Genomic DNA, 14,365 nt, shown 5'->3' with positions numbered 1-14,365 from the left:
TCATCGCCCGAGAGGCCTACCACGCCCTGACCGACCCACCGGCCGCACCCAACCACCACATCTATCCAGCCGCTTGACATCTATAGGAGCATCAAAAGACAAGGGCGCCTGGACAAGAAGAGATAAACAAGAACAAACCCCAACGAGCAGCCCGAAATGCCCGAGATGGCACCCGCCGCTGCGCATCTCAGGAGTAGAACACGTTCAGGAGGGACATTAGACTGGGGTAAACGGACAAAACCCCGGCTCATGTCCCCCCTCGATGAACAGGCCGGGCCGACACGCTGCGACACGCCGATACCCGACCCCAGGGCCCTCGGTTGGGGTGTCTCGAGTCTTTTCATCTCTTTCTCGTCCAGGCGCCCTTGTCTTTTGCTCTTTATCTCTTGCTCTTTGGGGTTTGGTCCCGGAACGGGACCACAACCTTCCAGCCAGGCTGGAACGAGAGGCGACGGCACCCAATGGGGGAGCTAAAGCCGGGTACGGCAGGCGACGCAACCACGCAATATCCGTATTGCCGTGCGCTTTGGGCACGAGCTTCCCGAGTGGTGTTTCTGACCGGTGCGGTTAGTGAAAGCGATGGCCGAAGGCCGAGCCGGGCGAGGGTTCACCTCACCCCGAGGTCACACCGTTCGACTTGCGTTGGGCGACGGCTGTCAGGACCCCGCCGAGCCACGGGGTGTAGCGGGCAGGTTCGGCGGCGACCTTTTCCGCCAACGTCTCGGGGTCGACCCAGTCGATGTCGGCTACTTCGTCGGGGTCGGGCTGGGGTGCGACCCCGACAAGGTGCCCGATGAGCACATGATCGAACTCGTACTCGACCCGCCCCGTCGCCGGATCGGCGGCCTGATACGTGAACGTCCCGATCTCAGTGAGTTCGGCGGAGATGCCGAGCTCTTCAGTCAGCCGAATACCGGCCGCCTCGGCGACGGACTGCCCCGGCGCCGGGTGACCACAGCAGGTGTTGGTCCACAGCAGCGGAAAGCGGGTTTTCACTGCCGCTCGCTGCTGAAGGAGGACGAGACCGTCCGCGTCGAACAGCAGCACCGAGAACGCGCGGTGCAACTGTCCGGGCGCGGTGTGGGCCGCCGCCACCGGGAGGGAGCCGGACGCGCGCCCCCGCTCGTCCACGAGCTCGACGAGCAGGGTTTCGCGGTCGACCGCCGGGGTGGCGTCGGAAGCGTCGAGAGTGCCGGTCACCTGCCCACCTTATCGGCGGCGATCATGAGGTACTGGAAGCTGCCCTCCTTGTACGAGGTCAGGAAGGGTTTTTCCACACCGGTCGCAAGCTCGGAGTGGGTGCGCAGCTCCCAGTACGGGATGGTTGCCGGGGTGAGGTCGGTGACCGCCACCGGGACCAGGTTATTGGCCGCCAGGGCCTTGAAGTACTCGCTGCGCGGATGGATATTGCAGCCGTAGTGGGCATCGATCCAGCTCACCGAGGCCGAGCGCGCACCGAATACGTCATTGGAGCAACCCGTGATGCAGACGTAGCGCCCGCCCGGCTCCAGCAGTCGCGAGAATTCCGCGAACAGGTCGAAAAGGTCCACGTACATGGTGGTTTCATTGGTCCAGATGCCGCGTCGCGAGCCGGTCTCGAACCCGGTCTCCAGCATGTTCTTGAAATGGAACTTCACCTTCTCGTCGACGCCGCGGTCCTTGGCCTGCTCATTGGCGAAGCCGACCTGATATTCGGAGATGGTGACGCCGTCCACGCTGCAACCGAAGCGCTGATTGGCCATGAAGCTGGTGCCGCCGCGCCCCGAACCGCCGTCCATCAGCCGATCGCCCGGGCGGACATCGCCGAGTTGATCGAGCATGAGGTCGGCCTGGGCGGTTTCGAGCCGGTGCAGTTCCGCGATGATCCGTTCCTGCTGGGTCTCCTCGGGGCCTTCGAGAACGGACAGATCCGGTTCGCCGATGCCGTAATGGTGGTGGTAGAGCCCGTCCACCTCACCGAGTTTGGTGTTGACCCGGTCATCGTTGGGGTTGTTGTTCCAGTATGCGGCCACCGACTTCTGGTAGTCGGTCTTCAGAACGCCATCGGCTGCGGGGTGGAGAGCGGTCATGGCAGATCTTCCTCTCGTTGGCTGATGTCAGTCGTTGTAGCGGCGGCTGTCGGCATGCCAGGCGCGATTTCCGCCCATCCAGGCCCATAGCCCGCCGAGGAAGCGACGCAGTTCGGGGGAGCCGGTCGCGGCCAGCGCACCCGCCTCGGCCTCGAACCGGTGCATGAGTTCGTCATGCACCTCCGCGGTGCGCTGCACGGCTTCCCGTCGTGAGCACTTCTCCTCCGCGGCCAGCACCGTGGGCAGGTTGAATTCCCTTCCGTTGGAAAGGTCTTCGCGTGCCATGGAGTACAGGTCGTTCACCATCTGGGCGGCCAGGGCGGCGGTGGTGGTGACTCGGCGCATGCGCGGATCGGTGTATTCGGCGGCCGACAGCTCATATCCGTCGACGGCGTCGATGGGAGCCATACAGGGCAGGAAACTGTGCGGCTGCCGGTTCAGCAGGTACTCCCACACCGGCGGCATGCGCCCCGCACCCCGCCATCCGGCCTCCGCGCCGAGAGCGATGAACCAGCCCGCGATCTCGGTGCGCAGCCGGGCCAGCTGAGCGGGCGAGGCGTACTTGGCCAAATGCTCGAACGAGGTGCGAAAGGCCCGCAGAATCGGATCGCTCCGCATGGCCTTCTCTACCTGCGCCTGATACCGCGCGGGCAGGTGCACCGGATCCATTGCCGCAGCGCATAATTCGAGCCTCGGCCCCAGCTCCGCCTCCGCGCTGGAATGACTCCCGTCCGGTGCGATATCGCTGGCGTCCTCCTCGCAGTAGTAGTCGTCCACCGACCACTCCGACACCGCGCACTTGGCCGCCGCGAGCAGCCGGTCCGCGTCATCGCAGTTGGGATGTGCCAGCATGATCAAGCGCCCGAAGTTGGCCTTGTGAAGCTCGTCGAGTCGACCCTCATAAAGCCCGATCTCCTTGGCCCACGCGATGATTCCGGTGTTCACCGCCTCCGCCAGCACCGGATCGTCCCGCTGGGGCGGCGGACAGTACAGCGGTGGAATCGCAGACCCGGCGGCCCGCTTCCGCGGTGCCGATGGTCGCCCGAATCCGGCATGCGGAATCTGCCGGGTTGCCGAGGCTGAGCCGACCGCGCCCGACCCCGGTGGAATCCGCTGCGCTGGCGAAGAAGACCCAGGCTCCGTCGGCGCGAGCGGATTCCGCTGCGTTTGCGAGGAAGACTCGAGCCCCGTCGGCCCGAGCGGAATCCGCTGCAACGCTGAGGCCGACCCGAGTCCGGCAGGTCCATTCGGAATCCGCCGCACCCCCGGAATCACCTCCGAACCGGCGGCTCCATTCGTAAGCGGCGGCGCCGCACCGGATTCCGGATCCACCGCTGGCTCCGACACCGGCGGCCCGGTGGTGCCCGCCTGCTCCGCTCCCTGCGGCCGCAACGGTGGCGGGGGTCGTCCCACACCATTGGAGCGCGGCGCGGGCCGAGGCGGTGCGGCCGATTCGGCGAGCACGTCCGGCAGGTCCACCAGAATGCTGGCCGATCCGAGCCCTACCGGTCCGAGTAACCGCTTGGCCGAGACATGCACCTCGGCGGCATCGGATTCGTCGAGTCGTGAATCATCCAGCACACCAGGCTGATTCGAGAACGGCAGGGTGTGTGGCGCATTGGCGTCGAGGTTTTCCAAAAGTGCGGCGACGGCCGCCGCCACCTCGTGGGTGGCGGGCGGCGCGGCGGCGCGGGACAGCACCGACATGGCTGTCTCCGATCAGTCGGATTGCCGGGCGACCAGCACATTGTCGAGAATGCCGAGCGCGTCGGGGACCAGGACAGCGGCGGAGTAGTAGCAGCTCACCAGGTAGGAGATGATCGACTGATCGTCGATGCCCTTGAATCGCACATTCAGGCTGGGCTCGTACTCGTCCGGAATCCCGGTCTGGTGCAAGCCGATCACACCCTGATCCTTCTCGCCGGTGCGCATGGCGAGAATCGAAGTGGTCTGGGTGTCGCTGACCGGAATCTTGCCGCATGGATACAGCGGCACCCCGCGCCAAGCGGGCACGCGGTGGCCGTCGATCTCCACCGGGTCCGGGTAGATGCCGCGCTTATTGCATTCGCGGTAGAACGCGGCGATCGCCTTGGGATGCGCCAGGAACAGTTTGGTGCTGCGCCGCATGCTGAGCAGCTCGTCCATATCGTCCGGGGTCGGCGCTCCGGACTCGGTGTAGATGCGCTGCTTGAGATCGCAATTGTGGAGCAGGCCGAAGTCCGGATTATTGACCAGATCGTATTCGCGCCGCTCATACAGGGCTTCGATGGTCAGGCGCAACTGCTGTTCGATCTGATCCATCGGATCGTTGAACAGATCCGCGACGCGGGTGTGCACCCGCAATACGCTCTGCCCCAGGCTCAATTCGTATTCGCGCGGCCGATCGTCGTAGTCGACGTAGGTGCCGTCGAGCATTGGCTCACCGGAATGACCCGAGGAGATGACGATCTCGGACTCGCCGAATTTGTTCTGCGCCGTGGCGGGAGCCGAAACCAGTTCCGCCAGATGCGCTTGCAGCGAGGGGAGGTTCTCGGCCAGTTGCTGGAAGGTCGGCCGGGTCAGCACCAGCATGGTGGTGGGCGTGACCGTCTTGACGGTGACCGGCCAGATCGCGGCGTCATCGGTGAGCATTTCATCGCCGAAGAAATCGCCGCCGGCCAGCATGCCGAGCTTTGTGGTCTCGCCGTATTCGCCGGTGCCGAGCTTGGACAGCTTGCCGTGCACGATCAGCATGACCTGATCCATGGCATTGCCGAATTCGGCGACCACCGTGCCGGGCGGCAGGTCCCGCTGTTCGAAGCGCTGGGCGACGGACGTGAGCACCTCTTCATCGTCGAATCCGCGCAGCTGGGGGAGTTCTTGCAGTTCGAGCGGGATGACCCGGGCGTTCGGGCCATTGATGATGAATTCCACCTCGCCATTGCCGACGGTGTGCGTGAGCCGTCGATTGACCCGGTAGATACCGCCCTTCACCTGGGTCCACGGCAACGATCGGGTCAGCCAGCGGGAGCTGATGCCCTGCATCTGGGGTTCGGATTTGGTGGTGTGCGCCAGCTGGTGGGCGGCGGAAGTGCTGAGGGATTTGCGAACACCGTTTTCGGTCTGGATGGGCATATCGATGGTCATGCTGCGGTCCTCACCTTGAAGGGCCGCCGCGGATTGGCGGGTGATGAATCCACGGCGATACAGCAGGCCGGTATCGGGGCCTGCAGGAGTAGTCATGTGAGTGAAAAGACAAGCGCGACAGTGCGTTTCCAGCGAGACAAATGGTAGATGCCGTCGTCGGCGGGTCGCAGCGAAACGCATGAAGATGATGACTGGCGCGTTGCTACCGTTCGGAGTGTCGGGATTCGCCGCATTGCATACCGGTCGTCCGAGGTCCGTGCGCGGACGCCTCATCCATTCGCTGACCGGGCGAACGCACGGTGATCGCGGAGCTTCGCAGGTTTACATAGGACCGGTCGGTCTTTCGTCTTCTCGCGAACGCAACGACTGATTTCGTGAGGTCCGGGTAACTCCTTCGAGAGGCGGCGCAGTCCGTTGCGCTGCTCACAGAGCCCACGGGATAGGCTGAGGCTATGGCAAGCTCGACTGACCGCGTTGGGGCGGGTAGCGCAGGTCATGAGCAAGATATGTCTGGGAGCAGAGCCGTGAAATTCAATACGAAGTCCGTTGTGGGGCCGATGCAGCGCCTGGTGGCGACCGCCCAGAACGGGCTCGAAGTGATCCGGTTCGGGGGACTGGTTCACGAGTTCGAGTCGTCGCCGTACGAGGTGCATGAGCGCAAGCGGATGTACCGGCTGCGGCATTACTTTCCCGACGATGTGGCAACGGACCGACCGGTTGTATTGCTGGTGCCGCCGATCATGGTGACCGCCGAGATCTGGGACGTGAATGCCGCCGATGGGGCGGTCGGCATTCTGCACGAGGCCGGAATCGACTGCTGGGTAGTCGATTTCGGCTCACCCGCCACCGAGGAAGGCGGCTGGGACCGCGACCTCGCCGACCATGTGCTGGCCGTGGACAGCGCCATCGACTCGGTCAATGAGGTGACCGGCCGCGCGGTGCACCTGATGGGCTACTCGCAGGGCGGCATGTTCGCCTACCAGACCGCCGCCTACCGCTACGGCAAGGGCGTCGAATCCATCGTCACCTTCGGCAGTCCCGTGGACGCCGTGGCGGGCATGCCGTTCGGGCTGCCGCACGGGCTGGTCTCCGAGGCCGCCGACTTCCTCACCGACCATGTGCTGAACCGGCTGCCCATCACCGATTCCATGGTGCGCCTGGGCTTTCAGGCCCTGGACCCGATCAAGACCGCCAAATCGCGCCTGGACTTCCTGCGCCAGCTGCACGACCGCGAGGCGCTGCTGCCGCGTGAGCGCCAGCGCCGCTTCCTGGAGGCCGACGGCTTCATCGGCTACCCCGGCCCCGCGCTCACCGACCTGCTGCAGCAGTTCGTCAAGCACAATCGAATGATGCTGGGCGGCTTCGTCATCCGCGACCATCCGATTTCACTGGCCGAGATCCGCTGCCCCATCCTGGCTTTCGTCGGCGAGGTCGACGATATCGGCCAGCCCGCCGCCGTCCGCGGCATCGTGCGCGCCGCACCGAATTCCGATGTGTACGAAGCCAGCTTGGTGGCAGGGCATTTCGGCCTCGTCTCCGGCTCCACCGCCACCAAGCAGACCTGGCCGCTGGTGCGCGACTGGGTGAACTGGCTGGCCGGACGCGGCGAACTGCCCGCGCAGATCGAGCGCATGACCGAGCACGTGGCCAAGAAGCGCCCGAGCACCGCCCTCACCCGCGCCGTGCACGCCGTCGGCAGTCTCGCCGAAGCCGGTGCCGGTCTCGGCAAGACCATCGAAGGTGTGGCCGGGCAGACGCTGCGCGGCACCGTGGAACTCTCCGGCGAGGCGGCGCGGGCGCTGCCCCGGCTCACCCGGCTCGGCATGATCCAGCCGCACACCCGAATCTCGCTGGGCCGCTTGCTGTCCGAGCAGGCTCGGCGCGGGCCGCTGCGGGAGGCCTTCCTGTTCGACGATCGGGTGCACACGCATCAGGCCGTCGATGATCGCATCAATAACGTGGTGCGCGGGCTCATCTCGGTGGGCGTGCGACCGGCCAGCCGGGTCGGCGTGGTGATGGAGACCCGGCCCAGCGCCATGGTGGCGATTGCCGCGCTGTCGCGTCTCGGCGCGGTCGCGGTGCTGCTCGCGCCGGGTAGTGAACTGGGCAATGTGGTCGAGCTGACCGGTACGAAACTGCTGATCGCCGATCCGGAGAACTGCCGTGCCGCGGCCGCCACCGGCACCCGTGTGCTGGTGCTGGGCGGTGGAGCGCGGGTGGGCGGAGCGGACCCCGGCGGCTTGAACATTCCGGCCGGTTGCGATGTCACCGATCTCGAGCAGATCGACCCGTCCGAGGTCAGCCTGCCCGCCTGGTATCAGCCCAATCCGGGCCTGGCGCGGGAACTGGCATTCATCCTCGTCACCGGCACCGGGGATCGCTTCGACATCAAGTACGTGACCAACCATCGCTGGGCGCTGTCCGCGTTCGGTACCGCGTCCGCGGCCGACCTGGGCCGTCGCGACACCGTGTACTGCCTTGCGCCGCTGCACCATTCGTCCGGGCTGCTGGTGAGCCTGGGCGGCGCGGTGGCGGGCGGCAGCCGGATCGCGCTGGCGCGCTCGCTGGATCCGGAACGGTTCGCCGAGGAAGTCCACCGCTACGGCGTCACCGTGGTCACCTACACCTGGACCATGCTGCGCGACATCCTCGACGCCGACACCTTCCCGAACGGGCATCCGCATCCCATTCGCCTGTTCCTCGGCTCCGGTATGCCCGCGGGCCTGTGGCGGCGCACGCAGGAGCGTTTCGCGCCCGCCAGCGTCCTCGAGTTCTACGCCTCCATCGAGGGAGATGTGGTGCTGGCCAATGTCTCCGGCGCGAAGATCGGCAGCAAGGGCCGTCCCGTCCCCGGCACCGCGAAGGTCGAGCTCATCGCCTTCGACTCGACCACCGATGAAATCCTCACCGAGGACTCGGGTTTCGCGCGGCGCTGCGTCGACAATGAGGTGGGGCTGCTGATCGGCACCGCCTCCGACACCGTCGACATCTCCGCCGGTGGCCTGCGCGGCGTCTTCGCCCCCGGTGATGCCTGGATGCCCACCGAGAACCTCTTCCGCCGCGACAGCGATGGCGACTACTGGCTGATGGACCGGCGCGACACCGTGATTCACACTCCGCGCGGGCCGGTCTACACCCAGCCCATCGTGGACGTCCTCAATGACATCACGGCCGTGGATATGGAAGCCGCCTACGGCCTGCCGGTCGGTGAGCGCACCCTCGCGGTGGCGGCCGTCAGCATTCGTGAGGGCCTGCGCCTCGAGCCCAAGGACGTCACCGAGGCGCTGCGTGACCTCGCACCCGACCAGCGGCCCGATCTCGTCTACGTGGTGGACGATATTCCCCGCAGCTCCACCTTCCGCCCCTCCACCCGCGCCGTCCAAGCCGCCGGTCGCCCCGAGCCGGGCGACCGAACCTGGTGGTACAACCGGGAATCCGAGGTGTACGAAATCCTCACCGCGGAGCTGGCCCAACGACTCTTCGTCTGAGCGTGCAGTTTTCGGACTTTGGACCCCGTTCATGAAACGGTAATGATCCGGGTGATTAAATTCTCTCAGTGAATCGCCGAGGGGCGCATTCCAGAGGGAGACGAACACAATGTCCATCATGAAGAAGGCTCTCGCCACCACCGCCATCGCACTGGGTGCGGTCGCGGTGGCCACGGGCGCCGCGCACGCCGAAACCCTGACGGTCGAAGGCAACTACGCCACCGCGGCGGCCTGCGACGCCGACGGCTCCGGCGGCTCCTTCACCGCCGGCGGCGTCGAGCTGCGCGGCGAGGACGGCTGGAAGTACACCTGCGACCAGGGCAACGACGGCCTCTGGTACATGACCATCTTCCGCTGATCACTCAGCTGAACGGTCTTCGCCGAATGGGCAGCATCGGCTGAACACTGAACTGCTCGAACGGAAATGGCCCCCGGCACACAGTGCCGGGGGCCATTTCCATGCGGGAGGGACTACTTCTGCGCTTCCAGCGTGCGGACGCGATCGTCCAGGGCATGGATGGCCTGGGTCAGCGCCTTGGCGACGGAGACCATCGTCTCGGTGAAGACCACCTGAAGGTCCAAACGCCGGTTCAGCTCCGCGATCGGGTCGTCGTCGGCGGGAGCCGGTTGCTCGGCCAATTTGTCGAGAATCTCGTTGTGGCGCTTGGCCAGATCGCCGAGGGCCTGCTCGACTTCCGGGCTGAGATTTCGCTCGGACCCATTTTTCATGCCTGTCATATCTTCCCTCCCTCTCACCCCGGCGCGCGACGGTGCGCAGCGCAGAGCGACCGCACCGACGGTGTCCGCGCCGGGTTCTATCCTTGTCGATATGGTTTGGGGCCCGGATCACCCCTCGGATCCGGGCGGGGCTGGAAGCGGTCAGCCGCGCACTGCGCGGGATTCCCGGGTCGGAGACTTCTCCGTCTTCACAGCCGGTTTGGGGGGCTCGGCGAGTTGGCCGATGCGCTGGCGGGATACGTCGAGCAGGAATGCGGCGTCCACATCGGGGATTCCGGAGGCGCGCAGATCGCGGACGAGTGCGCGCTGGCTCGAATCCAGGGTGGCCACAAGGTCATCCAGTCGCGCGCGGAGCTCCAGGACGGTGTCCACGCGGGGCTGTAGATCCTCGGCCTGCTCGGTGTCGCGCACTGTGATCTTGACTTCGACGTGGGACATCGGGACGTCGAGGATCATGGCGACGAGTGCGCGGGCCTCGAACTCGACATCGACCAGATGCTTGGTCTGCCCGGCGGGGCCGTCGGCTCCGGCGACCTCGGGAATGGTGAGCTCCCACCATCGGCCGACACGGTCCACCAGCACGTCGTATGTGGTTGCCTTCGCCATCTTCTCCACCTCTTCCTAGTCCGCCGCCGAGCAATCGCAACCCGCTACCGCCTGGTTGATCTTGCGCATGACACCCGGCGATGCGTACCGATGCCCGGTCGGAACGCTGGCCCCGTGCTTGCTCTGGGCGCAGGTGTACCAGGCGTGGTGTCCTTCACCAGCGCGAGCGAGGGTCCAGCCGTGTGACTTGAGCTGTTTGATCACCCACTTTGTCGGTTGTTCCGCGATCACAATATTACGCTACCTCACTAGGCAAAATGCAAGCCATACAACTAGCAGCCATTTTGGCTAGTGAACTAGCGCGATTCTTCGACAGTGGAAGGGCTGACAATTGGAAAGCAAAGCATCAGTTACCGCATTTATGCAAATCGAGTGCCGCAGATGTGCGGTACTGGATTCTCGGCACTCAGTGCGGTGATCCAAAGAAAGTGCAGTCTGGACATGTTTTAAGGCGGGAGTATGATGCCTCCATGCCCGGCGGATTTCAGGACTGGCTGAAGCAGATCTCCGAGGGGAGGAGTGAACTGGCTATTGCTCAGCACATGGATGTGAACCCGAGCAAAGTCAATAGGCACCTGTTCGATACCTCCAAACCTCCTGTCGCACAGACGGTTATCGATTTCTGCCTCGCGTTCGCCGTCAACCCGGTCGAGGGATTGATCCAGGCCGGGCTCGCACCCGCCGAAGCCTTCCGGCTGCCCATCGTCGGCGATCGACCGGCCGTCAACGACGCCCTGCGCTCGGCCACCAACGGCCAGCTGGTCGAGGAACTCTCCCGCCGCCTCCTCGAAACCGAACAGCCCGCACCCGGACCGGAGCCCACCTCGCCTCGCCGACACACGAAAACCGCAAGGAGGCTGCTGTCATGACGGCTCTGACCCTGCTGCACATCGTCACCGGTGTGCTCTGCGCGGCCGTCGCCGTCGCACGCCTACCCCGCTGGCGGGAACCCACCACCCGCGCCACCACCATCGCCCTGGTGGCATTCGCCGGACTCATGGTCACCACCCTGACCAAGAACTCGGACTGGGAACGCAATGCCCCCGGTGTGACCTGGATGGACATCGTGTCCTACATCTTCGCCATCACCGCATCCGTCGCCATGGTCTACCTGGCCGCCCGCGCCCTGTCCTACACCAAGATCCTCTGGCTCACCCACACGGCCGCCATAGTCTGCGGCGGCTTCATCGGCGCCTACATCTGCGCCAGCATCCACTACGAAGGCCACGCCCAAGGCCGCTTCCTCCTCGTAATCACCGCCTGCATAACCGGATTCGCGGGCCTGTTCCTCTTCGCCGCAACCCTCCCCGCCATCGCCGAACGCGAAGTCCCCCGCTCCGGCCGCCTGACCCTGTTGGTCCTGGCGGCCTCCTCGCTGCTCTGGGCCATCGGAGCCGCCCGCCGCATAGCCGACAACATCCCCGTGACCGGCCCCCTCGTCACCCTGGCCCACCACCTCCCCTGGGAAGCCTCCACCGCCTCCGCCCTCCTCTTCGCCGTAGCGGGCATCCTCAGCCTCTACCTCCACTGGCAAGACGAGGCCCCCCTCAAACCAGACCTGCTGACCCCGGCCAACAGCTGACAGTGCCCTACGGCAGATCGGGCCAAGCTGCTCCCGCGAACCGCGGCTGAGTGCGAATCAGCTCACCCGGTGCGACGTGGATGTTGTTGGCCTGCGCCACCAGTTTCGGAATATCGCCAGGGGGAACGGGCGACCGCACTCCACACACCGGGCACTCCAGATACTGCTCGGTGTTCATCGGAAAGAGCGGCACGAAGAACAGCGTGAACTTCGTGACGAACTTGCGAAGCGCATGCGGGCTGGTATGCCGACATGAGCCGCAATACACCGTGAGCGTGGCCAGCGTGAACAGCTGCCGCCGAAAACCGAAGATGAGCACCGAAACCCCCAGACCCGCAACAAGATAGCCGGAGCATATACCGACGGGTTTCGGGTGATCGCTCGTCGCGCCCACTTCAGATCTTGGACGCGACGGGTAGGTCAGACGGTGAAGGAGGTGACGCCGTCGATTACGCGGGTGAGTTGCTGTTCGGTGAGGCCCGGCCAGAGGGGGAGGCGGACAAGGGTTTCGGAGAATTTCGCGCTGCGGGCGCAGGGGACCGGGGTGCGGCCGAGTTTGAGACCGGCGGGGGAGGAGTCCAGGGGGACGTAGTGGAAGGGGGCCACTATGCCTAGTTGGGACAGGTGGGAGATGAGGGCGTCTCGGCGGTGTTCGGTGGGGACGCGGAGGTAGTAGAGGTGGGCGGTGTGGTCGCGGTCTTCGGGGACCGTCATGAGCTGGACGTCGTTGCGGGCGGCCCACTCCGGTAGTCCGGCGGCGTAGGTATCCCACACGCGGTGACGGTTGGTTTGGATGGTGTCGAACTCGGCCAGCTGGGCGTCGAGGACGGCCGCGTTGAGTTCGCTGGGGAGGTAGCTGGAGCCGATGTCCTGCCAGGAGTATTTGTCGACCGCGCCGCGCAGGAAGCGGGCACGGTCGGTGCCCTTCTCACGAATGATTTCGGCTCGGGCCATGAGGATTTCGTCGGTCAGCAGGACCGCGCCGCCCTCACCGCAGTGCACGTTCTTGGTGTCGTGGAAGCTGAGCGCGCCGATGCTGCCGATGGTGCCCAGGGGGCGGCCACGCCAGCGGCCGCCGAGGCCGTGGGCATTGTCCTCGATCAAGGCGAGGGCGTGAGTGTCCGCAAGTTGTTGCAGGCGTTCCATATCCGCGCCCACGCCGCCGTAATGGATGATCATGATGGCTTTGGTGCGGGGGCTGATGCAGGCGGCCACCGATTCGGGGTCGATATTGCCGGTAGCCAGGTCGATATCGGCGAAAACGACTGTCGCGCCGCGCAATGCCATGGCCGTCGCGGTGGAGGTGAAGGCGAAGCTGGGGACGATCACCTCGTCGTCGGGGCCGAGTTCCAGTAGCAGCCCGGCCATTTCGAGAGCGGAGGTGCACGAGGTGGTGAGCAGCGCGTGCGGCGCTTCGGTGATCTCCCGCAGCTTGGCGGTGGCGGCCGCGGTGAACGGACCGTCGCCGTGGCTGTGATCGGAGGACAGCACGGCCTCCACATTCGGCAGCTCGCGCGCGGCGCGGAACGGGCGGCTGAAGATGATGCGATCAGTGCTCACTCGGGTCGATCCCCCTCGTCGCTGCATTACTGAACTGACTGTCCGAACGGTGCTCACGAGCCTGGTACGGGCGCGGGGTCGGCGAATCCACGGTCAGGTACAGCGGTTTGCCGACCAGCACATGCAATGCCACCCCAAGGTATTCGGCGATCAAGCCCAGCGAGAACAGCACCGCGCCCGAACACAGCAGCAGCACCGTCATGAGCGAGGCCCAGCCCTCGGGATCGGTGCCGCTATTGGTGAGCGCGTGATAAACCACCCACGCCGCCATCCCGCCACCGGCCAGCGCCAGCGTCAGCCCGAGCATGCTCACCAGGCGTAAACCGCGAGTTCCGCTGCACAGCACCATCTTCCAGAACAGCGAGAACAACCGCCGGTAGTTGTACCCCGACTCCTCGCGTCCCTCGGCGCGCAACTGCACCGGCACCTGCGCCACATCGCTCACCACCCAGGTGAGCGCCACATCCAGATACACGCCATTGGACGCGACCTGCGCCAGCTGCCGCGCGATATCGCCGCGAATCAGCCGATAGCTCTCGAACCGGGTGGAATCGGGGAACGCGAACACCGTCGCCAGCACGATCTTCGCGCCGCGTGAGGTGATATTGCGCAGGAACCCGTGCGGCCGGGTATTGACCGGTTTGGAGTACACGAGATCGGCGCGCTCGTTCAGCGCCGCGTCCAGGAAATCACCGATGAAGCCCGGGTCATGCTGCCCGTCCTCGTCCATGGTGACGGTCCAGTCGCCTTCCGCGGCCGCCATGCCCGCGATGGTCGCCGCGTCCTGCCCGAAATTGCGGCTCATCCAGACCACCCGCACCTGCGGATAGGTCTCTTCCAGCTCCTGCAACACCACATCGGACCGATCCGGCCCGTGATCGTGCACCAGGATGATCTCGTGCACCACGAACGCGGTGCCGCCGGGCGTGGTGACCGGACCGCTCAGCTTGTCCAGTTCGGCGACGAGCCCGGCAATGGTCTCCTCACCGCGATACACGGGGACGACGACGGACACGGCGTGCACTCGCGCGCGGCCCGAGGGACCGGGGGTGACGCTCGGCGCGGTCGCGGACCGTGACGTACGTGTGGACGGAATCGGCATCAGCTCAATCGACTTTCGAGGACGGTGCGTGCCGGCGCTCCTCGCCAAAAACCGGAGCCCGAGCCGCGCTGAACTCTAACATGGTGCAGGTCGC

At 65.5% G+C, this 14,365-nt stretch carries 13 protein-coding genes; 4 read left to right on the top strand and 9 right to left on the bottom strand.

All coding sequences use genetic code 11. The features are described from left to right. Positions 1 to 612 precede the first annotated feature (612 nt). The 4 genes from idi to AB0N05_RS38645 are packed head-to-tail and all read right to left on the bottom strand — an operon-like array spanning position 613 to position 5,291. Positions 613 to 1,200 (bottom strand): isopentenyl-diphosphate Delta-isomerase, encoded by a 588-nt coding sequence (gene idi, locus AB0N05_RS38660; RefSeq protein WP_364704189.1) that lies wholly within the window; start codon positions 1,198 to 1,200, stop codon positions 613 to 615. Next, complete coding sequence (locus tag AB0N05_RS38655) at positions 1,197 to 2,069, bottom strand: geranyl diphosphate 2-C-methyltransferase (RefSeq protein ID WP_364704186.1); 873 nt, start codon at positions 2,067 to 2,069, stop codon at positions 1,197 to 1,199. The genes idi and AB0N05_RS38655 overlap by 4 nt, the downstream gene beginning before the upstream one ends. Before the next feature lie 27 nt (positions 2,070 to 2,096). Next, positions 2,097 to 3,776 carry a family 2 encapsulin nanocompartment cargo protein terpene cyclase gene (locus AB0N05_RS38650; protein ID WP_364704183.1) on the bottom strand — a complete coding sequence of 560 codons (1,680 nt, stop codon included), beginning with the start codon at positions 3,774 to 3,776 and terminating at the stop codon, positions 2,097 to 2,099. A 12-nt stretch (positions 3,777 to 3,788) separates the two neighbouring features. Further along, on the bottom strand, positions 3,789 to 5,291 hold the full coding sequence (locus AB0N05_RS38645; RefSeq protein ID WP_364704180.1) for a family 2B encapsulin nanocompartment shell protein: 1,503 nt from the start codon (positions 5,289 to 5,291) through the stop codon (positions 3,789 to 3,791). 428 nt (positions 5,292 to 5,719) lie between these two features. Between AB0N05_RS38645 and AB0N05_RS38640 the strand changes: the two genes are divergently transcribed. Beyond that, entirely contained in the window at positions 5,720 to 8,683 is a 2,964-nt protein-coding gene (locus AB0N05_RS38640; RefSeq protein ID WP_364704177.1) for an AMP-binding protein, read from the top strand. 118 nt (positions 8,684 to 8,801) lie between these two features. Continuing rightward, entirely contained in the window at positions 8,802 to 9,041 is a 240-nt protein-coding gene (locus AB0N05_RS38635; protein WP_364704175.1) for a hypothetical protein, read from the top strand. A gap of 113 nt (positions 9,042 to 9,154) precedes the next feature. On the opposite strand, the gene AB0N05_RS38630 is transcribed toward AB0N05_RS38635, so the two are convergent. Beyond that, positions 9,155 to 9,421 (bottom strand): hypothetical protein, encoded by a 267-nt coding sequence (locus tag AB0N05_RS38630; RefSeq protein WP_364704172.1) that lies wholly within the window; start codon positions 9,419 to 9,421, stop codon positions 9,155 to 9,157. A gap of 141 nt (positions 9,422 to 9,562) precedes the next feature. After that, positions 9,563 to 10,027 carry a hypothetical protein gene (locus AB0N05_RS38625; protein WP_364704169.1) on the bottom strand — a complete coding sequence of 155 codons (465 nt, stop codon included), beginning with the start codon at positions 10,025 to 10,027 and terminating at the stop codon, positions 9,563 to 9,565. Positions 10,028 to 10,497: 470 nt separating this feature from the next. Here AB0N05_RS38625 and AB0N05_RS38620 point away from each other — a divergent pair, with 470 nt between their 5' ends. Both AB0N05_RS38620 and AB0N05_RS38615 read left to right on the top strand, forming a co-directional pair. After that, positions 10,498 to 10,896, top strand: a complete 399-nt coding sequence (locus AB0N05_RS38620; protein WP_364704166.1) for a hypothetical protein — start codon at positions 10,498 to 10,500, stop codon at positions 10,894 to 10,896. Then, on the top strand, positions 10,893 to 11,609 hold the full coding sequence (locus tag AB0N05_RS38615) for a hypothetical protein (RefSeq protein ID WP_364704163.1): 717 nt from the start codon (positions 10,893 to 10,895) through the stop codon (positions 11,607 to 11,609). Before AB0N05_RS38620 ends, AB0N05_RS38615 begins: the two co-directional genes overlap by 4 nt. A 7-nt stretch (positions 11,610 to 11,616) precedes the next feature. On the opposite strand, the gene AB0N05_RS38610 is transcribed toward AB0N05_RS38615, so the two are convergent. Genes AB0N05_RS38610 through AB0N05_RS38600 form a run of 3 tightly spaced genes read right to left on the bottom strand, consistent with a single transcriptional unit; the run spans position 11,617 to position 14,193 of the window. After that, on the bottom strand, positions 11,617 to 12,003 hold the full coding sequence (locus AB0N05_RS38610; RefSeq protein WP_364704160.1) for a zinc-ribbon domain-containing protein: 387 nt from the start codon (positions 12,001 to 12,003) through the stop codon (positions 11,617 to 11,619). Positions 12,004 to 12,029: 26 nt separating this feature from the next. Continuing rightward, positions 12,030 to 13,169: a dTDP-4-amino-4,6-dideoxygalactose transaminase gene (rffA, locus tag AB0N05_RS38605; RefSeq protein ID WP_364704157.1), complete on the bottom strand. Its 1,140-nt coding sequence runs from the start codon at positions 13,167 to 13,169 to the stop codon at positions 12,030 to 12,032. Further along, a complete protein-coding gene (locus AB0N05_RS38600) occupies positions 13,159 to 14,193 on the bottom strand; it encodes a glycosyltransferase (RefSeq protein WP_364704193.1) in 1,035 nt (344 codons plus the stop codon). Before AB0N05_RS38600 ends, rffA begins: the two co-directional genes overlap by 11 nt. Positions 14,194 to 14,365: the final 172 nt, after the last annotated feature.

Source organism: Nocardia sp. NPDC051030, from assembly GCF_040683015.1.
GTDB lineage: Bacteria > Actinomycetota > Actinomycetes > Mycobacteriales > Mycobacteriaceae > Nocardia.
Note: the sequence above shows the minus strand (reverse complement) of the source record. Positions and strands in the feature narration are given on the sequence as shown.

What these genes read in the sequence shown, in the direction of transcription:
- AB0N05_RS38650 (WP_364704183.1), bottom strand. Translation starts at nt 3,776, where the DNA reads ATGTCGGTGCTGTCCCGCGCCGCCGCGCCGCCCGCCACCCACGAGGTG.
- AB0N05_RS38625 (WP_364704169.1), bottom strand. Translation starts at nt 10,027, where the DNA reads ATGGCGAAGGCAACCACATACGACGTGCTGGTGGACCGTGTCGGCCGA.
- AB0N05_RS38655 (WP_364704186.1), bottom strand. Translation starts at nt 2,069, where the DNA reads ATGACCGCTCTCCACCCCGCAGCCGATGGCGTTCTGAAGACCGACTAC.
- AB0N05_RS38635 (WP_364704175.1), top strand. Translation starts at nt 8,802, where the DNA reads ATGAAGAAGGCTCTCGCCACCACCGCCATCGCACTGGGTGCGGTCGCG.
- AB0N05_RS38630 (WP_364704172.1), bottom strand. Translation starts at nt 9,421, where the DNA reads ATGACAGGCATGAAAAATGGGTCCGAGCGAAATCTCAGCCCGGAAGTC.
- AB0N05_RS38620 (WP_364704166.1), top strand. Translation starts at nt 10,498, where the DNA reads ATGCCCGGCGGATTTCAGGACTGGCTGAAGCAGATCTCCGAGGGGAGG.
- AB0N05_RS38615 (WP_364704163.1), top strand. Translation starts at nt 10,893, where the DNA reads ATGACGGCTCTGACCCTGCTGCACATCGTCACCGGTGTGCTCTGCGCG.
- AB0N05_RS38645 (WP_364704180.1), bottom strand. Translation starts at nt 5,291, where the DNA reads ATGACTACTCCTGCAGGCCCCGATACCGGCCTGCTGTATCGCCGTGGA.